Source organism: Streptomyces sp. NPDC001822 (assembly GCF_042892135.1).
Lineage (GTDB): Bacteria > Actinomycetota > Actinomycetes > Streptomycetales > Streptomycetaceae > Streptomyces.
On the sequence record NZ_JBIATW010000007.1, the window covers coordinates 1 to 22,383 of the forward strand.

A 22,383-nucleotide genomic window follows, 5' to 3' on the forward strand; every position below is an offset into this window, starting at 1 on the left:
GGTGTAGAAGCCGATCTGGGCGTTGATGTTGTTGTAGGTGCCCGGCTTGAACATGAGCGCGTAGCGGCCCGTGCCGAACTGGGCGGACTCCTGCTTCTTGAAGATCTCGTCGACCTTGGCCTGTATGTCCGGCGTCGAGGGGTCGAAGACCAGCACGTTGGGCCCGAGGTCACCCCCGCCGGCCAGGGCGGAGGATTCCTCACCGAAAGCCGACTGGGCGGTGGGGACGGCCATGAGCAGCGAGACGGCGAGCGCGGCGAAACCGAGGGCTCTGGAGCGGCGGTGCGTGCGAGGAGCGGTGGGGGGTGCGGTGTGCGTGGGGGGATGTTGCATGGATGACGTCTCCTGAGTCGTGGAACGTGTGCACGACAAAACCTGCGAGAGAGCGAGAGAGCGCTCTCTCGCAGAGCCGATGTAACCGCTGTCGACCTGGACACGTCAAGACGTGTGCGCGAGAACCGTCCCCTCCGTCGCTGAGGCGGCAACAAGTGACACAAGAAGGAATGCAGTTGGGCTGCATTGTGCCGGGATCTCCCTGCCCGCGAGTTCATCCGATGGCGGCCGGCCGTCGCGCCCGCCCCCGGTATCCCGGTATTGCGCCGGACCGGGAGCGTGGTGATCATTGAGGCGCTCGTCGGCCGGTCGAGTCGGCAACCGATCCAGGGGGAACCTTCCGTGCGCAAACTCGTGTACTACATCGCCGTCACCCTCGACGGCTTCATCGCGGGGCCGGACGGCGCGGATCCCTCGGGGCCCGACGGCTTCTGGCCGATCCCCGCCGACTACGTCCGCCACCTGGCCGAGGAGTACCCGGAGACCCTGCCGGCACCCGCCAGGCAGGCCCTCGGCGTCACCGCGGAGGGCACGCACTTCGACACCGTCCTCGAAGGACGCAGGACGTACGAGGTCGGCCTCCGCGCCGGAATCACCGACGCCTACCCGCACCTGCGGCACCTGGTGTTCTCGACCACCCTGACCGAGAGCCCCGACCCGGCCGTGGAACTGGTCGCGAGCGATCCGGTGGCGCGGGTGCGCGAGCTGAAGCAGGAGGACGGCAAGGACCTCTGGCTGATCGGAGGCGGCGAACTGGCGGGCGCCCTCTACACGGAGATCGACCAGCTCATCGTCAAGCTGGGTCCGGTGACCACCGGCGCGGGTATCCCGCTCTTCGGCCGCACGGCCGCCTTCGACCCGCGCGTCTGGCGCCTCACGGACCACACCGTCATGGAGAGCGGCGCGGCGTTCCTCACCTACGCCCGCGGCTGACGGCCTGCCGCTGACGCACCCGGTCCAGCCCTCAGTTCAGCAGCGCCCTGGCGGCCTGGGCGCGATGGCGGATGGCCTCGGCCGCCGTCGGCTCGATACCGTCGACGATCTCCGCGTACTCGTCCATCTCGGCCGCTCCGCGCATGAACTCGCCCCGCTGCACGAGGAGCTGGGCCCGTTCGTAGCGGAGCCTGGCCGGGTGCGAGGGCAGCAGCAGGGAGAGGTCGAGCGCCCACAGCGCCACGTCGGTGCGCTCGGGGCGGGCCGAAGCCCAGGCCCGGACGTTGTTCAGGATGCGCAGCACCGTCTCCAGAGGTCTGGCGGGCACCAGCGCCGACGGCTCGAACGCCGCCCCCGTCGTGCCGGTCACCAGCAGCTCGGCGTCCTCGCCGCTCAACGGGACGCCGCCGGCGAAGGGGTCGGCCAGCACGCGCTGCGCCGGGTCGCCGAAGCCGACGACGTAGTGGCCGGGGAGGGCCACCCCGTACACCGGCGCGCCGGCCCGCCGCGCGACCTCGATCCAGACCACGGAGAGCAGGATGGGCAGCCCTCTGCGGCGCTGCAGCACCTGCTGGAGCAGCGACGATTCGAGCCGCTGGTAGTCCGGGGGCGAGCCCGTGAAACCGCAGCGTCCGCCCAGCAGTTCCGCGAGAGCCGACGCCCATGCGCGGGCGTCGCGGGCGCCGTAGGGGAGGAGGCCGGCCAGCCGGTCGAGTTCGATCTGCGCGGCGTCGATGCCGTGCGGGTCGGTCTCCCCGGCCGGACCGGGTGCCGTGTACGCCTCCGCCCCCAGCAGCAGGCAGAGCAGGGCGAGGTCCGGGCGCTCGGCGCGCGCCTCCTCGGCGAACCGTCGCCGGCGTTCGGCGGTGCCGGAATCCTGAGCGTTCATGTGAACACGTACCCCTGCTGCTGTCCCCGCTACGCGGGCCGGAAGTGGTGATAGAGGTGGTGGGTCGCGAAGCCCATGCCGTCGTACAGGGCGCGGGCTCCCTCATTGTCCGCCTCCACCTGCAGCCACGCGGCCGAGGCGCCCTCGTCGAGCGCCACGCGCGCCAGCGCCGCCATGACGGCCTTCGCCAGACCGCGCCGCCGGTACTCCGGGCCCACCTCTACGGCCATGAAGCCCGCCCAGCGGCCGTCCACCACGCACCGGCCGATCGCGGCGGGCACGCCGTCCGCGTCCTCGCCCGGTACGGAGGCGAACCACACCGAGGGCCCGCTCCCCAGCACTTCCAGCACGTGCGGACCCGGAGTGCCGAAGCGCTGGTAGCGGGAGAGCCACGCGGCGTCCGTCTCCCGGGCGGTCCGCACGGCGGAGACGTCCGCGTCCAGGTCCGCCACGGGTGCCAGCGCCGCGATCCGGACCTCGGCCGACACCTCGCGCCGCCACCCGTGGTCCTCCAGACCGGCGCACAGCTGCTCCTGCGTCCCCTCGGCGCCGGTGGCGGCCTGGACGTACGCGGGCAGGTCCCGGGCCGCGTACCAGGCCTTCACGCGCTCCAGGGCCTCGCCGAGGGGGAGTCCCGGATCGCCGAGCGGGAGCACGGAGTTGGCGCGGCGGGTGAAGCCGCCCGCGGCGCGCAGCCGCCACGCGCCGAGCGGTTCGCTCTCCACGGGCTGCCAGGCGCGTGCGGTGGCCAGGGAGAGTTCCGCGAAGGCGGCGGCCGGTCCCCGGCGGCGTGCCGGGGCCGGGGGCACGATCTTCCCCGCCACCAGCGAGGATTCCGGAATACGGACAATCCGGCCGTGCTTCGTCGTGACCGACAGTACGCCGTCGTCCCACGATGTGAGAACACCGACCGTATCGGTGAACCTGGCACCCTCGGAGGGGGCTTCGGCGACGCGCCGCACGGAGACGCGTTTGCCCACGTCAGCAGGCGTCATGCGAACCTCGAGTTGTCCGCCGATGGTGAATTCCACAGCTCTGTACGCCCCTCCTGTTCGGATCGTGCCCCGGAACGGAGATACTAGGGGCGGGCATCGACGACGCCGCGCTCCCGCGCGAGAGCCAACGCCCTACCGAGGAGGAACGACAGCGTGACCTACGTCATCGCGCAGCCTTGTGTCGACGTGAAGGACAAGGCCTGCATCGAAGAGTGCCCCGTCGACTGCATCTACGAGGGCTCCAGGTCCTTGTACATCCATCCGGACGAGTGCGTCGACTGCGGAGCCTGTGAGCCGGTCTGCCCGGTCGAGGCCATCTTCTACGAGGACGACACCCCGGAGGAGTGGAAGGACTACTACAAGGCGAACGTCGAGTTCTTCGACGACCTCGGTTCCCCGGGTGGCGCCTCCAAGCTGGGCCTCATCGAGCGCGACCACGCGTTCATCGCCGCGCTGCCGCCGCAGAACCAGTAGCGACGGCCGCACGAGCGCCGCCCGGTCCCGTACGGCTCGTCACCGTGCGGGACCGAGGTGTTTTCCGGCAGCCATGCCACGTACGAGAAAGCAGAGTTCCGTGTCCGCAGCAGCCCCCGTCTCCTCCCGCCTCCCGGTGTTCCCCTGGGACAGGCTCGCGCCGTACAAGTCGACGGCCGCCGCCCACCCGGACGGCATCGTGGACCTGTCGGTCGGCACTCCGGTCGACCCGGTGCCCGAGCTGATCAGGGCGGCACTGACGGCCGCGTCGGACAGTCCCGGCTATCCGACGGTGTGGGGCACCGAGGCGCTGCGGGACGCCCTCACGGGCTGGGTGGAGCGCAGGCTCGGCGCGGTCGGCGTGGCGCACGAGAACGTGCTGCCGGTCGTCGGCTCCAAGGAACTGGTCGCCTGGCTTCCGACGCAGCTGGGCCTCGGCGCGGGTGACAAGGTCGCCTACCCGCGGCTCGCCTACCCGACCTACGAGGTCGGGGCGCGGCTCTGCGGCGCCGAGCCCGTCGTCTACGACGACCCGACGGAGCTGGACCCGGAAGGGCTCAAGCTCCTCTGGCTCAACTCCCCCTCCAACCCGACCGGCCGGGTCCTGCCGAAGGACGAGCTGATCCGCGTCGTGGCCTGGGCGCGGGAACACGGGGTGCTGGTCTTCAGCGACGAGTGCTACCTGGAACTCGGCTGGGAGGCCGAGCCCGTCTCCGTGCTGCACACCGACGTCTGCGGCGGGACGTACGAGGGCCTCGTCGCCGTCCACTCGCTCTCCAAGCGATCGAACCTCGCCGGGTACCGCGCGGCCTTCATCGCGGGGGACGCGGGCGTCCTGCACGAGCTGCTCCAGGTCCGCAAGCACAGCGGGATGATGGCCCCGGCGCCCGTCCAGGCGGCGACGGTGGCCGCGCTCGGCGACGACGAGCACGTGGCGGAGCAGCGAGCGCGGTACGCCCGACGGCGCGCGGTTCTGCGGGCGGCGCTGGAGGCCCACGGCTTCCGGATCGAGCACAGCGAGGCGAGCCTCTACCTGTGGGCCACCCGCGACGAGCCGTGCTGGGACACCGTGGCGTACCTCGCCGGACTCGGCGTCCTCGTCGCGCCCGGCGACTTCTACGGCCCGGCAGGCGACCGCTTCGTGCGGGTGGCGCTGACCGCCACGGACGAGCGTGTCGACGCGGCGGCCGCGCGGCTGGCCTGACAGCGGGCTGAACGCCGAGGGGCCTCGGGAGTGCGCACTCCCGAGGCCCCTTCGCGCGTCCGTGCGCGCACACGGCTCGTCAGCCGATCGGCAGGCCCTCGGTCGGCAGGCTCTTGGTCGGGAGGGTGTCGCCCGACAGCTCGCCCTCGGCCACGGAGCCGGCCTGCTGCAGGGACTTGCCCGCGGCGGGGAGGGTCGTGCCGACCACCTTGCCGCCCGTGTCGTTCGCGACCTCGGAACCCTGCTTCGAGGTGGAGTCCAGCGTGCTGCTCAGGCCCGCGCCGTCGAGCGAGGTCAGGCCGCCGAGTGCGGGGGTCTGCGGAAGCCCCGCGGCGCTCGCGGCGCCGGCCGCGCCGACCACGGGCGCCGCCGCGGCGATCAGCAGTGCGGCACGGGCGATCCGGCGGGTCAGGGGGAGGGACATGTTGCTCCTTCGGCGGGACGTCATCGGTTGCCGGCGGATGCGGGATCCGCCTGTCCGGTGATCGGACGCACTGAACAACAGGTCCGGGGGCGGGGAAGGTTGCGGGGCGCGGAGGTAAAGACTGCGCAATGCGTCAGATAATCCGCAACGGAGGAACCCGGGCGAACGGGGTATTCGGCCGCGTCCTGATGAAGCGTCACTTCCCTTGCGCCACAAGGCGATAGCCCTCACACGAGGGGCGGCCCGGGAGACGCCGGCGAGCGGAGGCCGGACGGCCCGTACGGAGGATGGGGCGTACTAGTGAGCGAGCCTCATCCGGACGCTTTCGGAGCCCGAATCCTCACGTTCCGTCCGCCAGCCCGTGTCGGCGGTCCAGATCCGGCCCGCGTACGAGACCTGGTCGATCCGCAGGGCATCGGCGCGGGCGACCGCCCAGTGGGCCAGCTCCCAGCCGCGCCGGGAGGACCCGCCGTCCTCTGCCGGTACGGGCACCGAGACCGTGCTCGCGGCGGCGGCGCCCGCGGACGGGGAGGCGGGGGGCAGGACGCCCTTCCCGAAGGCGCGCACCAGATCGGCGCGCACCTCGGCCGCGTCTCCCGGCCCCGGGGCGGTGGCCGGGGAGGACGAACAGGTGAGGGAGGCGGGCTCCCGGCCGGTCAGCGCGGCGGCCAGCAGCGTGGCGTCCGGCTCGTGCTTCGCGTACGCCTGCGGGAACCCGCTCTTCTGCACCCGCTGCGCCGCCACGGTCAGGGGCAGCCGCGAATAGCCCGGGACGTCGGCGAGGTGCTCGTAGAACTTCCCGGACGAGTAGACGGGGTCCATGATCTGCGCCGGAGTGCCCCAGCCCTGCGAGGGGCGCTGCTGGAAGAGTCCGAGGGAGTCCCGGTCGCCGTGATCGATGTTGTGCAGCGAGGACTCCTGCATCGCGGTCGCCAGGGCGATGGTCACGGCCCGCTCCGGCAGGCCGCGCGTGGTGCCCACGGCGGAGACCGTCGCGGCGTTGGCGGCCTGCTCCGGGCTCAGTTCGTAGGTGCGCCCCTCGCCGCCGTCCGCCGGACCGGCGGTGCAACGGGGCGAGCCCTTGTTGCCCGAGAGGTACTGCAGGGCCAGGTAGCAGGCCACCGCCACGAACACGACGAGGCCTGCCGAGAAGCGGTAGAGGAGGCTTCGGCGGCGGCGGCGGGGCGAGGCGGTGGTCGTGGGCACGGGGCCCACCGTACTGGAGAGTACGACCGGGGCCGAGACCCGATTCCCTTAGGCTCGTGGCCATGGATGGACACACGCTCGACCTTTCACTCGACGGCCCCGCGCTCACGGCTCGGCTGGTCGACTTCCCGTCGGTCAGCGGGCAGGAGAAGGACCTCGCCGACGCCGTCGAGGCGGCCCTGCGCACCCTTCCGCACCTGACCGTGGACCGCCACGGGAACAACGTCGTGGCGAGGACGCGGCTCGGCCGGGGTGAACGTGTCGTCCTGGCCGGGCACATCGACACCGTGCCGACCGCGGACAACGTGCCGTCCAGGCTCGACGCCGACGGCGTGCTGTGGGGGTGCGGGACCTCCGACATGAAGTCCGGTGTCGCCGTCCAGCTGCGGATCGCGGCGACGGTGCCCGAGCCCAACAGGGACCTCACCTTCATCTTCTACGACAACGAAGAGGTGGCCGCCCACCTCAACGGTCTCGGGCACGTGGCCGACGCGCACCCCGACTGGCTCGACGCGGACTTCGCCGTCCTGCTGGAACCCTCCGACGCACAGGTCGAGGGCGGCTGCCAGGGCACCGTCCGGGTGCACCTGCGCCTCGCGGGGGAGCGGGCCCACTCCGCGCGCAGCTGGATGGGCTCCAACGCCGTCCACGCCGCCGCACCGGTGCTCGCCAGGCTCGCCGCGTACGAACCGCGCCGCCCGGTCATCGACGGCCTGGAGTACCACGAGGGGCTCAACGCCGTGGGTATCGAGGGCGGCGTCGCCACCAACGTCATCCCGGACTCCTGCACCGTGGTCGTCAACTACCGGTACGCCCCCGACCTCACCCCCGAGCAGGCCGAGGCGCACGTGCGGGAGGTCTTCGAGGACTGCGGAGTCGCGGAGTTCACCGTCGACGACCACTCCGGTGCGGCGATGCCCGGCCTCTCGCACCCCGCCGCCAAGGCCTTCATGGAGGCGGTCGGCGGCACGGCCCAGCCCAAGTTCGGCTGGACGGACGTGTCCCGCTTCGGCGCCCTCGGCGTCCCGGCGGTCAATTTCGGTCCGGGCGACGCGCTGTTCGCGCACAAGCGGGACGAGCACGTGTCGGTCGACCGGATCACCCACTGCGAGGAGCGCCTGCGCTCCTGGCTCACCAGCTGACCCACGGCATTCACCTGCGGGTGACCTCCGCCGATCTACGCTGAAGCGACACACGCACATCGCAGGTCGGCGGAGGGAGCAGGTCATGGGCAACCCGGAGGACGCACGGATCCCCGAGGGCGCGCAGATTCCCGAGGGTGCGGTGAAGCCCGAGGAACAGCGGACGGGTCCGGTGCTGCGACGCAGGGAGCAGGTCCAGCCCGGCACGACCGACCAGCGGCTGCTGGACTCGGAGGGCGACTCCGAATGGGTGCACACCGACCCCTGGCGGGTCATGCGGATCCAGTCGGAGTTCGTGGAAGGCTTCGGCGCGCTGGCCGAACTCCCCAGCGCCATCAGCGTCTTCGGATCCGCCCGCACCCCGGCCGGCAGTCCGGACTACGAGGCCGGCGTGCGGATCGGCAAGGCGCTGGTCGAGGCCGGATTCGCGGTCATCACCGGCGGCGGCCCCGGCGCGATGGAAGCGGCGAACAAGGGGGCGCGGGACGCCAAGGGTGTCTCGGTCGGCCTCGGCATCGAGCTGCCGTTCGAGTCCGGGCTCAATCCGCACGTCGACATCGGCGTCAACTTCCGCTACTTCTTCGTCCGCAAGACGATGTTCGTGAAGTACGCCCAGGGCTTCGTCGTCCTTCCCGGCGGCCTCGGCACGCTGGACGAACTCTTCGAGGCGCTGACCCTGGTCCAGACGGGCAAGGTGACGCGCTTCCCGATCGTCCTGTTCGGCTCGGCCTACTGGGGCGGTCTCGTCGACTGGCTGCGGGACACGGTCGTCGCCGGCGGGAAGGCGTCCGAGCGGGACCTGATGCTGTTCCACATCACGGACGACGTGGACGAGGCGGTCAGGCTGGTCACCAAGGAAGTGGGCCGCTAGGCCGCAGCCGGTGGCGGGCGGGCGGCCGTCTCCGCACGGCCTCCCGCCCGGCGCGAGGCGGCGTGCGAAGGCGGGCGGCGCTCCGCTACGCCAGCCCCCGCCGCGCGACCGCCGGCGGCCGGTGGCCCGCGATGGACGCCACCATGTCCAGGACCTGCCGGGTCTCGGCGACCTCGTGCACCCGGTACACCTGCGCCCCCAGCCACGCCGACACCGCCGTCGTCGCGAGCGTGCCGATCACGCGCTCCTTCACCGGCCTGTCGAGCGTCTCCCCGACGAAGTCCTTGTTGGACAGCGAGACCAGCACCGGCCAGCCCGTGGCGGTCATCTCGTCCAGCCGGCGCGTCGCCTCCAGGGAGTGCCGCGTGTTCTTCCCGAAGTCGTGACCGGGATCGATCATGATCCCGTCCGGCCGGACCCCGAGCTCCACGGCCCGCTCCGCGAGACCCACGGTCACCCGCAGGATGTCCGCCATCACGTCGTCGTACGCGACCCGGTGCGGCCGGGTGCGGGGCTCGGCGCCGCCGGCGTGGGTGCACACCAGTCCCGCGCCGTACCGCGCGGCGACCTCCGCCAGCTTCGGGTCGACCCCGCCCCACGCGTCGTTCAGCACGTCGGCCCCGGCCTCGCAGACCGCCTCGCCCACGTCGTGCCGCCAGGTGTCCACGCTGATCACCACGTCGGGGTGGCGGCGGCGCACCTCGGCGACGAATCCGACCGTGCGGCGCGCCTCCTCCTGCGCGGTGACCTCCTCGCCGGGCCCGGCCTTCACCCCGCCGATGTCGATGATCGCGGCGCCCTCCGCGACGGCCTGCTCGACCCGGGACAGCGCGGGCTCGTCCCGGAACGTCGCGCCCTGGTCGTAGAAGGAGTCGGGAGTCCGGTTCACGATGGCCATGATCACCGGTTCGTGCGGCCCGAATTCCCGCCGCCCGAGCCTGAGCGCCCCGCTTCGCATTCCTGGTTCCTTCCTGTAGCCCGCCTGCGACCTTAGGCCCTCCCGCGATCACACGGCGTCCCGGCACCTGGTGCGCCGGTCCGTGCCGTCCCGTACGGAAAACCCTGACTGTCGGTGGCACGTGGCACCATCTGACCCGGACAGCCATTCCGCTCCCGGGGAGACGCACGTGTTCTGGTTCTTGCTCGTCACGATGGTCGTGGTCGTGGCCGCGGTCACCCTCGCGGTGGTCGGGGGAGGGGGAAGCGCGGTGCTGCAGGACGTCGAGCCCGAACGGCTCACGGACCCGCTGCCCGCGAACCGCCCGGTCGGCCGCGCCGATGTCGAGGCCATGCGGCTGCCCATGTCGGTGCGGGGCTACCGCATGGCGGACGTGGACGAGGCCCTCGGCCGGCTCGGGGCCGAGCTCGCGGAGCGGGACGCGCACATCGCGGAGCTGGAGTCCGCCCTGGCCGGGGCACAGGCGACGGCGGTCACGGGGCCCGACCTGTTCAAGCACCCGGGTGAACCCCTCACCGGCGGGAAGGGCGGCGCGCAGGACGGGGAGGACGGACGATGAGCGGCACGGAGCCGGCGGCGGACGGCCGCCCGCGCTGCCCGTGGGGCCTGTCCACGGACGACTACCTCGCCTACCACGACACCGAGTGGGGCCGTCCGGTCCACGGAGACGACGCCCTGTTCGAGCGGCTCTGCCTGGAGGCCTTCCAGTCGGGGCTGTCGTGGCTGACGATCCTGCGCCGCCGCGAGGGGTTCCGCAGCGCGTTCGCCGGCTTCAGCATCCCCGCGGTCGCGAAGTTCACCGGCACCGACAGGGAACGCCTCCTCGCCGACACCGGGATCATCCGCAACCGCGCGAAGATCGACGCCACCCTCGCCAACGCCGAGGTGCTGGCGGGCTGGAGCCCGGGGGAGCTGGACGACCTCATCTGGTCGTACGCCCCCGATCCGGCCTCCCGGCCCGCCCCGCGCACCCTAGGCGACGTCCCCGCGGTCACCCCGGAGTCCACCGCCCTGGCCAAGGAGCTGAAGAAGCGGTCCATCCGCTTCGTCGGTCCCACGACGGCCTACGCGCTGATGCAGGCCTGCGGCCTGGTCGACGACCACCTCGCCGACTGTGTGGCCCGGGGCGGCCGGTAGCGGGTCCTACCTGCCCAGGTACTCCGGCGGCCGCTTGGCGAGGAACGCCTCGACCGCGATCGTGTGGTCCTGCGACGCGCCCGCCCGCGTCTGGAGTTCGTCCTCCTTCTCCAGCGTCTCGGAGAGCGAGTGCGCCGCGCCGTACGCCAGCGACGCCTTCAGCGCCGCGTACGCCACCGTCGGGCCGTCCGCGAGGGCGCGGGCCACGGCCAGCGCCTCCTTCGCCAGGTCGGCGGCGGGCACCACCTTGTTCGCGATGCCCAGCTCGTAGGCGTCCTGTGCCGAGATCGAGCGGGGGAAGAGGAGCAGGTCGGCTGCGCGGCCGGGGCCGATCAGCCGGGGCAGCGTCCAGGAGACCCCCGAGTCCGCGGTCAGCGCCACGCCCGCGAAGGAGGTGTTGAACGAGGCGGTGTCGGCGACCACGCGGTAGTCGGCGGCGAGCGCGAAGCCGAAGCCGGCCCCGGCGGCGACCCCGTTGACCCCTGCCACCACGGGCTTCCGCATCTCGGTCAGGGCGCGCACGATGGGGTTGTAGTGCTCCCGCACGGTGCTGAGCGCGTTGCCGCCGCCCGACGCGCGAGCCTCGGACAGCTTGGCGACGTGCTCCTTGAGGTCCTGGCCGACGCAGAAGGCGCGCCCGGTCGCGGTGAGCAGAACCGCCCGTACGGCGGGGTCGTCCGCGACCGCCCGGAGTGCGTCGCGGAGTGCGACCTTGGCGGCGGTGTTCATGGCGTTCATCGCGTCGGGGCGGTTGATCGTGATCGTCGCGAGCCCGTCGCTCACGTCCGTGAGCACGGCGTCAGCCATGGTGTCGGCCATTCCTTGATCCCCTTACGGCTCCGGCGTCATGCCCGTCCGGGCACTGTCGAGGCAAGCATGGCGGACTCCGGGCGGGCCGGACATGTGACCTGCGTCTAACGATTGGACCTCGACGGGAGGTCGCGGGTGGCGCAGTATCGCAGCTGGATCCCCGAATTGGGTGGTTATGGGAAAGCGCGTTGCGCAAGCGATGCCGACCGATGTTGGTCATCGGGGTCCCTGATGCGGGATAATGCGAAGGAAGCATTGTGTTCGACGCCGGTGAGGCAGCGCCTGTCATGGAGCCGCCGGTTGCGATGAGCTGGTTTCAGGAAGGGGAACGAGCATGGCGGCCATGAAGCCGCGGACGGGCGACGGCCCGCTCGAGGTGACAAAGGAGGGGCGGGGCATCGTCATGCGCGTTCCGCTCGAAGGCGGCGGTCGGCTTGTCGTCGAGCTGACTCCGGACGAGGCCGATGCACTCGGTGACGCCCTGAAGAAGGTCGTCGGCTGAGGCGGAGCGCCCACACTTCACCACTGCCCCGGCACGGACTCCGTGCCGGGGCAGTGGTGCGTCCCGGCTCGGTGGCGGGGGGCGTGCGGCGGTGCCGCGCCCGGATCGGCGGGCGGCGGCGGGCGGTCAGCCGCGCCGCACCGCGCACAGCAGCCCGTCGCCCACCGGCAGGAGTGTGGCCATGAGCTCCTGGCTCTCGCGCACCGCCCGCAGCAGCTCCCGCAGACGGAGGACCTCGGCCGGCTGCGCCGCGGAGTCGATCGTGCGGCCGTCCGCGAAGACGCCCTCGAAGCAGACCAGACCGCCGGGCCGGAGCAGGCGCAACGATTCAGCGAGGCAGTCCAGGCTCTCCAACCGGTCGCCGTCGCAGAAGACGAGGTCGTATCCGCCGTCGGCGAGCCGGGGAAGCACGTCGAGGGCGCGGCCGGGGATGAAGCGGGCCCGGTTCGTGGCGAAGCCGGCCGCCCGGAAGGCCTCACGGGCGAACTGCTGGCGCTCCGGTTCGGGATCGACGGTGGTCAGGACGCCGTCCGGGCGCATGCCCTGCAGCAGGTAGATGCCCGACACGCCCGTTCCGGTGCCGATCTCGGCCACCGCCTTGGCGTCCGCCGTGGCGGCGAGCAGGCGCAACGCCGCGCCGGTGCCTGACGACACCGGGCGGAGCCCCGTCTCGTGGGCCCGGTCCCGGGCCCAGAGCAGAGCTTCTTCCTCGGCGACAAAGGCGTCGGCGAATGCCCAGCTCGTCTGCCGGTTGGCGGTAATGACCCTCTCCTGTCCCCGTAGTTGGCGCAACGGTGACTGTATCCGCTGCGCCCGGGAACCCGCAGATGGGACCGGGCGTTATGTGGGGGTGGAGGAGAACAGCCGGACCGGTCCCCGTGGCATGGCCCGGAATGTGCCTCTTGCCCCAGGTGACACCGGGGCACGACCAGGTAAAAAGGCTTATCCGGAGCTAACGGGCGAGGTGGCTATGGTAGGGGCTCCACTGGACACCACCAGAGCCGATAGGGGAGGTGCGGCTGCGCCTGTGGATCGGGGAGGAGTGCTGCGGCGCTTTCTCAGGTCGGCGGGTGAGCCGAAATCCGTGACCAACACCGCTGACCGTTCTTCCAACGACTCCGCACCGACCGCGACCTTCGCATCAGATGCGGACTCTCAGGCGTGGACCCCGCCCTCATGGGAAGAGATCGTCAGCACGCACAGCGGCCGCGTGTACCGACTCGCCTACCGGCTGACGGGTAACCAGCACGACGCCGAGGATCTCACCCAGGAGGTCTTCGTCCGCGTCTTCCGGTCGCTGTCGACCTATACGCCCGGCACCTTCGAGGGCTGGCTGCACAGGATCACGACGAATCTCTTCCTGGACATGGTCCGCCGCAAGCAGCGGATCCGCTTCGACTCACTCGGCGACGACGCGGCCGAGCGGCTGCCCAGCCGTGAACCGTCCCCGCAGCAGGTCTTCAACGACACGCACTTCGACGCGGACGTGCAGCAGGCGCTGGACACCCTCGCGCCGGAGTTCCGTGCCGCTGTCGTGCTCTGCGACATCGAGGGCCTCTCGTACGAGGAGATCGCCGCGACGCTCGGCGTCAAGCTCGGCACCGTGCGCAGCCGCATCCACCGCGGCCGCTCGCACCTGCGCAAGGCGCTCCGCCACCGTTCGCCCGAGGCGCGCGCCGAGCAGCGTTCCCTGGCGGACGCGGTGCTGGCGGGGGAGGGGGGCTCGGCATGAACGGCACAGGTGCGACCCCCGCGGAGCAGCATCTGGGCGACCGGCTCGCCGCGCTCGTCGACGGCGAGCTCAAACACGACGCCCGGGAGCGGGTCCTGGCCCACCTGGCGACCTGCGCCAGGTGCAAGGCCGAGGCCGACGCCCAGCGGCGGCTGAAGAGCGCCTTCGCGTCCTCCGCGGCGCCTTCGCCCTCCGAGGGGTTCCTCGCCCGGCTCCAGGGGCTTCCCGCGGGCCCCGGTGACGGAGGGAATCCCGGCGGCCGGAGCTTCGGCGAGGGGATCCTCCCCGTCATGCAGCCGGGCGGTCCCGTGAACAAGGGACGCACCTCCCTGGGAGACCTCGGATATCTGCCCACGGTCCACGGCTCGACCGCCGTGCTGCCGGGCGGTCCGTCCGGTTCGGGCTTCCGCATCCACGCCGTGGGCCGGGACGCCGACCGTTCCCCCTGGCGCGGCAGGCGCTTCGCCTTCGCGGCGGCCAGTGCGGTCTCGCTCGCGGCCATCGCGCTCGGTGGCGCGCTCCCCCTCGACTACGCACCCGAGGCGCCGTTGAGCGCCGAGGAGGCCGGCACCGGCACGACCCCCCTGACCGCCGAGGAGCGGACCGGCAGCACACGTGCCGCCGGCCGGGGCGGAGCGCTCGCCGTCGCCGAGGGCCGGGGCCCTCTGCCGGCCGCCGCACCGTCCTCGTCCGCGAGGCCCCTGCTCGCCTCCGCACCCGCGCTGCTGAACGCGTCCGCGTTCGCCGGCGGCACCGCCGCCTTTCCGGTGCTCAACGTCTCGGTCCCGCCGCTGATACGGCCGACCGACGCCGGCCCGCTGTACTCGGCGGCGCTCGGCCCGGGCACCGACCCGGTGCTGCCCGTACCTTCCGCGACGGCCTCCGCCCCGCTGCCGGCCGACCGCGCCACGGCGCTTTCCCCGCTGCGCTGACCAGGGGCCTGCGCACGGATTCGCAAACCTGGTTGAATTCCCGGGAGGGACGCCCCTGTGAGGCGTGCGAGGGCCAGTTGCGGGGAGAGCATGGACGACGGTAGGCCCAGCGGGCCGAAGACGAAGTGGTGGAGCCGGCCCTCGACAGGCCGGCCCGGACAGGCCGGTCCGCAGGACGCGGCTGCCGTCTCCGGCACACCGGCAGGCACCACCGGACACGGTGTGCCCGCGCCGACGCCCCCCGGGGGCCCGGAGCCCCGGGCCGCCGAACCGGAGGACTACACACCCGCGCCCCCGCTGCCGCCCGCGGACCGGACCGGTCACGCGCCCGTGCCGCCGGCCGAGCGCGGTGGGGAGGACTACACCCCCGCTCCGCCGGCCGTCGTACACCCCGCTCCCGGCACTGCTGAGCCCGGGCCCGAGAGTCACCCGGCCGCGGCGCCGGCCGCGCAGCCGCCCGCCGCTCCCGAGCCGTTCGCCCCGGCGCCCCGTGCGCAGCCGCTGCACGCACCCGACGAATACAGCACCCCGCCCTACGGCGGTCCCGGGCCGTGGGCTCCCGCGCCGCCGGTGCAGCGCCCCGTGCCGACCCCGGCCCACGGGACGCCCGTACCCCCGCCCCACGCGGGGAGCGGGAGCCACGGGACGCCCCTGGCCGCGCCCGTGCCGGTGCCCGCCGACGGCTACGCGCCGCCGCCCCCCTCGCCCGTCGTGCCCCAGCAGCCCGGCGCCCCGGTGCAGCCTCCCCGGGACCCGCACCCGCAGGCCTCGCAGTGGACGCGCTACGACCCGTGGGGCGCCCCCCAGCAGCCGCTGAGCCACCCCGGCCCCGTGGCCGACACCATGCGGCCGCGCGGCGGCCGACGCGGTTCCCTGCTGGTGGGCGCCGCGCTGCTCGCCCTCGTCGCGGGAGGCATAGGCGGCGGGATCGGCGCGTACGTCGAGCGCAACGGCGGCCTCACCACCGTCGAACTCCAGCAGGCCGACCGGGACAACGGCGGCCGGGCGCCCGACAGCGTCGCGGGCATCGCCGCCAGCGCGCTGCCCAGCGTGGTCACCCTCCACGTCGACGGCTCCGCGGAGTCCGGGACCGGCACCGGTTTCGTCCTCGACGACAAGGGCCACATCCTCACCAACAACCACGTGGTCGCCCCGGCCGGATCGACCGGCGACATCACTGTCACGTTCAGCGGTGGCGAGACCGCGGCCGCCGAGATCGTCGGCAAGGACAGCGGCTACGACCTGGCCGTCGTCAAGGTCTCCGGTGTGTCGGGACTCAAGCCGCTGCCCCTCGGGAACTCGGACAACGTGCGGGTCGGCGATCCGGTCGTGGCCATCGGCGCCCCGTTCGACCTCTCCAACACGGTGACGTCCGGGATCATCAGCGCCAAGCAGCGGCCCATCACCGCGGGCGGCGAGAAGGGCGACGGCACCGACGTCAGCTACGTCGACGCCCTGCAGACGGACGCCCCGATCAACCCGGGCAACTCCGGGGGACCGCTGGTCGACACCGAGGCCAGGGTGATCGGGATCAACAGCGCCATCCGGGCCGCCGACAGCGCCGCGGGCGCCGAAGGCGGCCAGTCCGGCTCCATCGGTCTCGGCTTCGCGATACCGATCAACCAGGGCAAGCGCGTCGCGGAGGAGCTGATCAACACCGGCAAGGCCACCCACCCGGTGATCGGCGTCACGCTGGACATGGAGTTCACCGGGGACGGTGCCAAGGTCGGCGGCAAGGCGGACAGCGGCGGACCGGCCGTGACCGAGGCGGGACCCGCCGACAAGGCGGGCATCCGCGCGGGCGACGTCATCACCGAGGTCGACGGCCAGCGCGTGCACAGCGGCGAGGAACTGATCGTCAAGATCCGTGCCCACAGGCCGGGCGACGAGCTCCGCCTCCGGCTGACGCGTGGTGGCAAAGACCTGTCCATGACTTTGACGCTGGGTTCGGCGAGCGGCACCTGACGGCCACCCGCAGGTACCGCGTCGGCAGCTCGGCCGGGTACCGTGGAGCGGTCCGGGCCCCGGTGACCTGGCGGGGGAGAACTCGCAGAGAACACGAGGAGCATCAAGGTGTTCAATGACATAGGCGCACTCGAGCTGCTGACGCTCGTGGTTCTCGCCGTGCTCGTATTCGGCCCGGAGAAGCTGCCGAAGGTCATCCAGGACGTCACGCGCACCATCCGCAAGATCCGGGAGTTCTCGGACAGCGCGAAGGAGGACATCCGCTCGGAGCTCGGCCCGCAGTTCAAGGACTTCGAGTTCGAGGACCTCAACCCCAAGACGTTCGTCCGCAAGCAACTCATGGACGGCAACGACGACCTGGGGCTCAAGGAGATCCGGGAGAGCTTCGACCTGCGCAAGGAGCTGGCGGACGTCACCGACGCGGTGAACGGCAGGGAGACCGCGGCTGCCGCCGGCACGGCGGCCGCCTCCGGCGCCGCCGCGGCGGGTGCGCCCGATCTGCTCAAGAAGTCCGCGCAGCCCGCGAAGGACGAGCGCCCGCCCTTCGACGCAGACGCCACCTGAGACCCGTCAATCCCGACTCGTCCGGACGGTATGGCTATTCTCCATCTGTCCGGTAGCGAGGTTGCCCATGCCCATGGGGGGAGGGCCGCTCCGGATCAGTGAAAGATCGAGGAGGCGGCCGGACAGATGGAGACGACGAGTCGGGTAGGGGCGGACGATGCGCCCAGCGCAGTCACCGCAGAGGGGGTGCCGGCGACCCGGCGTACTGTCGACGGCTATCTCAAGGCGCCGTTCCCCTGGTACGGACTGGACGGGGCCTTCACCGGGCCGCGCTGGCTGATGCACGTCACCGCGGCCGCGGACGACACGGTGCAGCACGGTTCCACCGGGCACGGCGAGGAGCCCGTCGTACGGGCCGACGCCGGGGCGGAGAAGGCGCGCTTCGCGGTGGTCGTGACCGTGGGCAACAACCCCGTCAGGGACAGCGACGACGGTACGGGAGTGCTGGACGCCACCACGGTCTCGTCGGCCGCGTGGCTGGCGGGCTCGGGCCTGCTGGACTGCACGTGGCCGCCGCAGATGGACCACACCCTGCGTGGCGAATGGCTGAATCAGCAGACGGAGACCGCGTTCGAACTCGCGGACGACCTGGACCGCGAGCCGTGGTCGAGGCTGTCGCTCCCGGTGGACGGGGTGCCGGTGGAGTTCCACTACCGGGAGTCCGAGTTCGGCTGGGTGCTCGCGGGATCGGCGCCGGACGGGGTCCACATCGGCGCCTACGGCCGTGGCATGAGCGCCTACGGCCTGGGATTCGCGGTGATCGGCGACATCGCCTCCTACGAGGCCTGAGCCACACGCACACGGGTGGGGGCCGCCTCAGCGAAGAGGCGGCCCCCACCCGTGTGACAGCTCAGAACTTGTTGCGCGGTGTGAGGCCCAACGACATGCCCGAGAGGCCGCGCTGACGGCCACTCAGCCTGCTCGCGATGGACCGCAGCGCCGAGCCCGCCGGGGAGTCCGGGTCGGACAGGACGACGGGCTTGCCCTCGTCGCCGCCCTCCCGCAGCCGTACGTCGATCGGGATGGACCCGAGGACCGGCACCTCGGCGCCGACCGTCCTGGTCAGCCCGTCGGCGACCCGCTGTCCCCCGCCCGAACCGAAGACGTCGACCATCTCGTCGCAGTGCGGGCACGGCATGCCCGACATGTTCTCGACGACACCGACGATCTTCTGGTGGGTCTGCACGGCGATGGAGCCGGCCCGCTCGGCGACCTCGGCGGCGGCCTGCTGCGGGGTCGTGACGACCAGGATCTCGGCGTTGGGCACCAGTTGGGCCACCGAGATCGCGATGTCACCGGTGCCCGGCGGCAGGTCGAGCAGCAGGACGTCCAGGTCGCCCCAGTACACGTCCGCGAGGAACTGCTGCAGTGCGCGGTGCAGCATCGGTCCGCGCCACACCACGGGAGCGTTGCCCGGGGTGAACATCCCGATGGAGATCACCTTCACGCCGTGCGCGGACGGCGGCATGATCATGTTCTCGACCTGGGTGGGCTTGCCGTCCGCACCGAGCATCCGCGGCACGCTGTGCCCGTAGATGTCCGCGTCCACGACGCCGACCTTGAGACCGTCGGCGGCCATCGCCGCGGCGAGGTTCACCGTCACCGAGGACTTGCCGACGCCGCCCTTGCCGGAGGCCACCGCGTACACCCGGGTCAGCGAACCGGGCTTGGCGAAGGGCACCTCGCGCTCCGCCGTGCCGCCGCGCAGCGCCGAGGCGAGGTCCTTGCGCTGTTCGTCGCTCATCACGTCGAGGGTGACCTCGACCCGCGACACGCCCTCGACGCGTGCGACCGCGTCGGTGACGTTCTGGGTGATCGTGTCGCGCATCGGGCAGCCGGAGACCGTGAGGTACACGGTGACAGCGACCACACCGTCAGGATCGATCGCGACCGATTTCACCATGCCCAGTTCGGTGATCGGTCGGTGGATCTCCGGATCGTTCACTGTCGCCAGTGCTTCGCGCACCGCGTCTTCCGTAGCCATAGGACGATGGTACGGCGCCGGGGGCTACGCGCGGGTAGCCCGTCAGCGGTCGCCTTCGTCACTCTCGCCCTGCGAGAGCAGCCGGCGCTCCTCCATGTCCTTCACCATGGCCTCCAGTTCCGAGCGGATCCAGTCCCGCGTGGCGACCTCGCCGAGGCCCATGCGGAGCGCCGCGATCTCCCGGCTGAGGAACTCGGTGTCCGCGATCGACCGCTCGTTCTGCTTGCGGTCCTGTTCGTGGGTGACCCGGTCGCGGTCGTCCTGGCGGTTCTGGGCGAGCAGGATCAGCGGTGCGGCGTAGGAGGCCTGGAGGGACAGCATCAGCGTGAGGAAGATGAACGGGTACTCGTCGAAGCGGACGCCCTCGGGCGCGAAGACGTTCCACACCACCCACAGGATGATGATCAGCGTCATCCAGACGATGAATCGCCCGGTGCCCAGGAAGCGGGCGATGCGCTCCGAGAACCGCCCGAACGCCTCGGGGTCGTACTCGGGCAGCAGCCGGCGCCGCGGGGCCTTCGGCTGGTCGAGCCGGGGCCTCGGGGGGCGCACGATGCCCGAGGCGCCCGTCTGTGCCGTCCGCGTACGGTCCTCAGCCGCCACCCGCGATCCCCTCCTCGCCCTGGAAGTCCGTCTCGCGCCAGTCCTCCGGGAGCAGGTGGTCGAGCACGTCGTCGACGGTCACCGCGCCCAGCAGCGAACCGCTCTCGTCGACCACGGGCACCGAGACGAGGTTGTAGGCGGCCAGATAACTGGTCACCGCGGGCAGCGGGGTGTCCGGCGTCAGCGGGACGAGGTCGCTGTCCACGATGGAGCTCACCAGGGTGTACGGGGGATCCCGCAGCAGCCGCTGGAAGTGCACGGTGCCCAGGTACCTGCCGGTGGGCGTCTCGTCGGGCGAGCGGCAGACGTAGACCTGCGCGGCCAGCGCGGGGGAGAGGTCCTGCTGGCGGACCCTGGCCAGCGCGTCCGCGACCGTGGCGTCCGGCCGCAGGATGATCGGCTCGGTCGTCATCAGACCGCCCGCCGTCCGCTCCTCGTAGGACAGGAGCCGGCGTACGTCGGCCGCGTCGTCGGGACGCATCAGGGCCAGCAGGCGTTCCTTGTCGGCCTCCGGCAGCTCCGAGAGCAGGTCGGCCGCGTCGTCCGGGTCCATCGCCTCCAGGACGTCCGCCGCGCGGTCCTCCTCGAGCTTGCCGATGATCTCCACCTGGTCGTCCTCGGGGAGCTCCTCCAGGACGTCGGCGAGCCGGTCGTCGTCCAGGGCGGCGGCGACCTCGGCCCGGCGCTTGGGCGTCAAGTGGTGCATGGCGTTGGCGACATCGGTGGGGCGCAGCCGCTCGAAGGTGGCCACCAGGCTCTCCGCGCCCTGCCCGTGCTCCTCCAGCGAGAAGCCCTCGACGGCCGACCACTCCACGGTCAGGGTCTCGCCCTTGCGCCGCAGCGCTCCGCCGCGTCCCTTGCGGACGAAGAACTTGTCGATCTCCCAGTCGCGGCGTGCGGGAAGCTGCTGGATGGCGACGTCGAGGACGGTCACCTCCTCGTCCGTCTCCACGAGGCGGACCCGCCGGTCGAGGAACTCGCCGAGGACCAGTCGCTCGGTCGGGCGCTGCTCGAAGCGCCTCATGTTGACGACACCGGTCGTGATGACCTGGCCGGACTCGACGCCCGTGACCCGGGTCATGGGCAGGAAGATCCGCCGGCGGCTCACCACCTCGACGACCATGCCCAGCAGGCGCGGGGGCTTCCCGCCGACCCGGAGCATCGCCACCAGATCGCGGACGCGGCCCACCTGATCGCCGTTGGGATCGAACACCGGTACGCCGGACAGATGTGAGACGAAAACCCTGGGGGCGCCTGCCGCCATACTGTGCGCCTCCCTCGGTCCCCGCGTCCTCCTGGCCGTGATCAGGCTAGCCCGTCCCGGTGCGCGGTGCCCTGGCGGACCGTCCGTACGGAGCTCTGCCGAATGGCGTACGCGGCACGGGTACGCTGCCGTCTGCCACCCCCGACACACAGATGAGAGGCAGTGCGCCCGTGACCTCTTCCGCCCCGGCCGTCCGGGCCCGCCGCCGGACCGCTCTCGCCGTGGTGCTCTGCGCGGGGCTGACCGCCGCGCTGACGGCCTGTGCCGGCGAGGATCCGGACAAGGGGACCAACGGTGTGGGCAAACTGACGGCCGCGCAGATCGACAGGAAGGCGCGCGCCGCGGCGGACGCGGCCGACGCCGTGCGCCTGACCGGCAAGCTCGTCAGCAAGGGCGGCACCTACACCCTGAACATGCAGCTCAGCGGCGAGGGCGGCATGGGATCGGTGACATCCAGGCACAGCACCTTCGCCCTGCTGCGGGTCGGTGACGCGCTCTTCCTCAAGGCCGACGCGGGCTTCTGGAACGACGAGAAGGGCGACGACGGCAGCGACCGGGCCGCCGACAAGCTCGACGGCAAGTACGTGAAGGTGCCGGAGAACGACCCGGCCTATCGCCAACTGCGCGGCTTCACGGAGAAGAAGACGCTGCTCGGCGGGATGCTGGCACTGCACGGAAAGATCAACAAGGGTGACCGGGGCACCGTCGGCGGGGTGAAGACCGTGCAGATCCTGGGGGGAAAGGGTGAGGGCGGGGCGCTGGACGTCTCGCTCCGGGGCACTCCGTATCCCCTGCGCGTGGCCCGTGGCGGTGGCGGCGGCACGGTCACCCTCGCCGACTGGGGCACGGCCTTCGAGCTGGAGCCCCCGTCCGAGGACGACACCGTCGACTACGGCGGCGAGCTGCCCAGGTCCTCGGGCTGAGCGGGGTGGTCAGCGCCTCCCGCGGCGCTTCAGCAGCAGCCGGGGGAGCGCGGCGGGCGCCGTACGCCCGGTGGTCGCGCCCGACGGCAGCGGCGGCGCGGCCAGCGAGCCGTCCGGGAGCTCCGTGCTGGAGGAGCCGGGAACCAGCCGTACGACCCGGCACTCGCGTGCCCAGCGCTCGGCCAGCCGCTCGGCGTCCGGGGCGTTCAGCCGCTTGCCCCTGAGCTCGCCGACGGCCGCCTCCCACTCCTCGGAGTGCGGTTCCAGCACGCTGACGGCAGCCGTCCAGGCCACCAGCCTGCCGCCCTTGTCCTTGCTGCGCACGGTCACCTCGGCGGTGGCGCCGGCGTCGATCCCGGCGGGCAGCGGCTGCTCGTCCGGGCCGTCACCGACGAGCACCGCCGCGCCCTCGTGCCAGACGTGCCAGACCGCCTGGGCGGGACCCGTGCCCCGCAGCCAGATCAGGCCGGACTTCTTGGTGGCCTCCTCGACGAGGGCCCGGGCAACCAACGCCTCAGCAGCAGTCATGCCCGCACTC

General features: G+C 72.2%; 25 protein-coding genes and 1 pseudogene. 14 read left to right on the top strand and 12 right to left on the bottom strand.

Annotated elements, in window-relative coordinates:
• A pseudogene (locus ACFYY2_RS17700) lies at positions 1-333 on the bottom strand (coagulation factor 5/8 type domain-containing protein); the annotation flags it as partial.
• A gap of 342 nt (positions 334-675) precedes the next feature.
• On the opposite strand from ACFYY2_RS17700, the gene ACFYY2_RS17705 reads away from it, so the two are divergent.
• Positions 676-1,266 (top strand): dihydrofolate reductase family protein, encoded by a 591-nt coding sequence (locus ACFYY2_RS17705; RefSeq protein ID WP_388743447.1) that lies wholly within the window; start codon positions 676-678, stop codon positions 1,264-1,266.
• Between the two features lie 31 nt (positions 1,267-1,297).
• Here the strand turns inward: ACFYY2_RS17705 and ACFYY2_RS17710 are convergent, their stop codons facing one another.
• Positions 1,298-2,155, bottom strand: a complete 858-nt coding sequence (locus ACFYY2_RS17710; RefSeq protein WP_388743449.1) for a transglutaminase-like domain-containing protein — start codon at positions 2,153-2,155, stop codon at positions 1,298-1,300.
• Between the two features lie 29 nt (positions 2,156-2,184).
• Complete coding sequence (locus tag ACFYY2_RS17715) at positions 2,185-3,186, bottom strand: GNAT family N-acetyltransferase (RefSeq protein WP_388743452.1); 1,002 nt, start codon at positions 3,184-3,186, stop codon at positions 2,185-2,187.
• A 117-nt stretch (positions 3,187-3,303) separates the two neighbouring features.
• On the opposite strand from ACFYY2_RS17715, the gene fdxA reads away from it, so the two are divergent.
• Together fdxA and dapC are read left to right on the top strand one after the other, a co-directional pair.
• Positions 3,304-3,624 (top strand): ferredoxin, encoded by a 321-nt coding sequence (fdxA, locus tag ACFYY2_RS17720; RefSeq protein ID WP_014154250.1) that lies wholly within the window; start codon positions 3,304-3,306, stop codon positions 3,622-3,624.
• Positions 3,625-3,697: 73 nt separating this feature from the next.
• Positions 3,698-4,828, top strand: coding sequence for a succinyldiaminopimelate transaminase (gene dapC, locus ACFYY2_RS17725; RefSeq protein WP_388743455.1), 1,131 nt, complete (start codon positions 3,698-3,700; stop codon positions 4,826-4,828).
• Positions 4,829-4,907: 79 nt separating this feature from the next.
• On the opposite strand, the gene ACFYY2_RS17730 is transcribed toward dapC, so the two are convergent.
• Both ACFYY2_RS17730 and ACFYY2_RS17735 read right to left on the bottom strand, forming a co-directional pair.
• Positions 4,908-5,252, bottom strand: a complete 345-nt coding sequence (locus ACFYY2_RS17730; RefSeq protein WP_388743458.1) for an ATP-binding protein — start codon at positions 5,250-5,252, stop codon at positions 4,908-4,910.
• Positions 5,253-5,549: 297 nt separating this feature from the next.
• Positions 5,550-6,458 (bottom strand): hypothetical protein, encoded by a 909-nt coding sequence (locus ACFYY2_RS17735; RefSeq protein ID WP_388743461.1) that lies wholly within the window; start codon positions 6,456-6,458, stop codon positions 5,550-5,552.
• Between the two features lie 62 nt (positions 6,459-6,520).
• Between ACFYY2_RS17735 and dapE the strand changes: the two genes are divergently transcribed.
• Positions 6,521-7,600, top strand: a complete 1,080-nt coding sequence (dapE, locus tag ACFYY2_RS17740; RefSeq protein ID WP_388743463.1) for a succinyl-diaminopimelate desuccinylase — start codon at positions 6,521-6,523, stop codon at positions 7,598-7,600.
• A gap of 85 nt (positions 7,601-7,685) precedes the next feature.
• Positions 7,686-8,471 carry a TIGR00730 family Rossman fold protein gene (locus ACFYY2_RS17745; protein WP_388743466.1) on the top strand — a complete coding sequence of 262 codons (786 nt, stop codon included), beginning with the start codon at positions 7,686-7,688 and terminating at the stop codon, positions 8,469-8,471.
• An 85-nt stretch (positions 8,472-8,556) separates the two neighbouring features.
• Here ACFYY2_RS17745 and folP read toward each other — a convergent pair whose 3' ends face one another.
• A complete protein-coding gene (gene folP, locus ACFYY2_RS17750; RefSeq protein ID WP_388743468.1) occupies positions 8,557-9,429 on the bottom strand; it encodes a dihydropteroate synthase in 873 nt (290 codons plus the stop codon).
• Between the two features lie 169 nt (positions 9,430-9,598).
• Here folP and ACFYY2_RS17755 point away from each other — a divergent pair, with 169 nt between their 5' ends.
• Complete coding sequence (locus tag ACFYY2_RS17755) at positions 9,599-9,988, top strand: DivIVA domain-containing protein (protein ID WP_388743471.1); 390 nt, start codon at positions 9,599-9,601, stop codon at positions 9,986-9,988.
• Positions 9,985-10,566, top strand: coding sequence for a DNA-3-methyladenine glycosylase I (locus ACFYY2_RS17760; protein ID WP_388743473.1), 582 nt, complete (start codon positions 9,985-9,987; stop codon positions 10,564-10,566). Before ACFYY2_RS17755 ends, ACFYY2_RS17760 begins: the two co-directional genes overlap by 4 nt.
• Before the next feature lie 6 nt (positions 10,567-10,572).
• On the opposite strand, the gene ACFYY2_RS17765 is transcribed toward ACFYY2_RS17760, so the two are convergent.
• On the bottom strand, positions 10,573-11,385 hold the full coding sequence (locus tag ACFYY2_RS17765; protein WP_388743475.1) for an enoyl-CoA hydratase/isomerase family protein: 813 nt from the start codon (positions 11,383-11,385) through the stop codon (positions 10,573-10,575).
• A 325-nt stretch (positions 11,386-11,710) separates the two neighbouring features.
• Here ACFYY2_RS17765 and ACFYY2_RS17770 point away from each other — a divergent pair, with 325 nt between their 5' ends.
• Positions 11,711-11,878 carry a DUF3117 domain-containing protein gene (locus tag ACFYY2_RS17770; RefSeq protein ID WP_003966491.1) on the top strand — a complete coding sequence of 56 codons (168 nt, stop codon included), beginning with the start codon at positions 11,711-11,713 and terminating at the stop codon, positions 11,876-11,878.
• A 126-nt stretch (positions 11,879-12,004) separates the two neighbouring features.
• Here ACFYY2_RS17770 and ACFYY2_RS17775 read toward each other — a convergent pair whose 3' ends face one another.
• Positions 12,005-12,670 carry an O-methyltransferase gene (locus ACFYY2_RS17775; protein ID WP_099174635.1) on the bottom strand — a complete coding sequence of 222 codons (666 nt, stop codon included), beginning with the start codon at positions 12,668-12,670 and terminating at the stop codon, positions 12,005-12,007.
• 178 nt (positions 12,671-12,848) lie between these two features.
• On the opposite strand from ACFYY2_RS17775, the gene sigE reads away from it, so the two are divergent.
• The 5 genes from sigE (at position 12,849) to ACFYY2_RS17800 (ending at position 17,860) form a co-directional block, all read left to right on the top strand.
• The gene (gene sigE / locus ACFYY2_RS17780; RefSeq protein WP_388743478.1) at positions 12,849-13,610 is read left to right on the top strand and encodes an RNA polymerase sigma factor SigE; all 762 of its coding nucleotides are present in this window, start codon (positions 12,849-12,851) and stop codon (positions 13,608-13,610) included.
• Positions 13,607-14,542 (top strand): zf-HC2 domain-containing protein, encoded by a 936-nt coding sequence (locus tag ACFYY2_RS17785; protein ID WP_388743480.1) that lies wholly within the window; start codon positions 13,607-13,609, stop codon positions 14,540-14,542. Before sigE ends, ACFYY2_RS17785 begins: the two co-directional genes overlap by 4 nt.
• A gap of 90 nt (positions 14,543-14,632) precedes the next feature.
• Positions 14,633-16,507 (top strand): trypsin-like peptidase domain-containing protein, encoded by a 1,875-nt coding sequence (locus tag ACFYY2_RS17790; protein WP_388743483.1) that lies wholly within the window; start codon positions 14,633-14,635, stop codon positions 16,505-16,507.
• A 108-nt stretch (positions 16,508-16,615) separates the two neighbouring features.
• On the top strand, positions 16,616-17,071 hold the full coding sequence (locus ACFYY2_RS17795; RefSeq protein ID WP_388743485.1) for a sec-independent translocase: 456 nt from the start codon (positions 16,616-16,618) through the stop codon (positions 17,069-17,071).
• Between the two features lie 126 nt (positions 17,072-17,197).
• Complete coding sequence (locus ACFYY2_RS17800; RefSeq protein WP_388743488.1) at positions 17,198-17,860, top strand: hypothetical protein; 663 nt, start codon at positions 17,198-17,200, stop codon at positions 17,858-17,860.
• Between the two features lie 61 nt (positions 17,861-17,921).
• On the opposite strand, the gene ACFYY2_RS17805 is transcribed toward ACFYY2_RS17800, so the two are convergent.
• The 3 genes from ACFYY2_RS17805 to ACFYY2_RS17815 are packed head-to-tail and all read right to left on the bottom strand — an operon-like array spanning position 17,922 to position 20,922.
• Entirely contained in the window at positions 17,922-19,055 is a 1,134-nt protein-coding gene (locus ACFYY2_RS17805) for an Mrp/NBP35 family ATP-binding protein (protein WP_388743491.1), read from the bottom strand.
• Positions 19,056-19,097: 42 nt separating this feature from the next.
• Entirely contained in the window at positions 19,098-19,658 is a 561-nt protein-coding gene (locus ACFYY2_RS17810; protein ID WP_388743493.1) for a DUF1003 domain-containing protein, read from the bottom strand.
• Positions 19,648-20,922, bottom strand: a complete 1,275-nt coding sequence (locus ACFYY2_RS17815) for a magnesium transporter MgtE N-terminal domain-containing protein (protein WP_388743496.1) — start codon at positions 20,920-20,922, stop codon at positions 19,648-19,650. The genes ACFYY2_RS17810 and ACFYY2_RS17815 overlap by 11 nt, the downstream gene beginning before the upstream one ends.
• Positions 20,923-21,092: 170 nt before the next feature.
• Between ACFYY2_RS17815 and ACFYY2_RS17820 the strand changes: the two genes are divergently transcribed.
• Positions 21,093-21,845: a hypothetical protein gene (locus tag ACFYY2_RS17820; protein ID WP_388743499.1), complete on the top strand. Its 753-nt coding sequence runs from the start codon at positions 21,093-21,095 to the stop codon at positions 21,843-21,845.
• A gap of 9 nt (positions 21,846-21,854) precedes the next feature.
• Here the strand turns inward: ACFYY2_RS17820 and ACFYY2_RS17825 are convergent, their stop codons facing one another.
• Entirely contained in the window at positions 21,855-22,373 is a 519-nt protein-coding gene (locus tag ACFYY2_RS17825) for a hypothetical protein (protein WP_388743502.1), read from the bottom strand.
• Between the last annotated feature and the right edge of the window lie 10 nt (positions 22,374-22,383).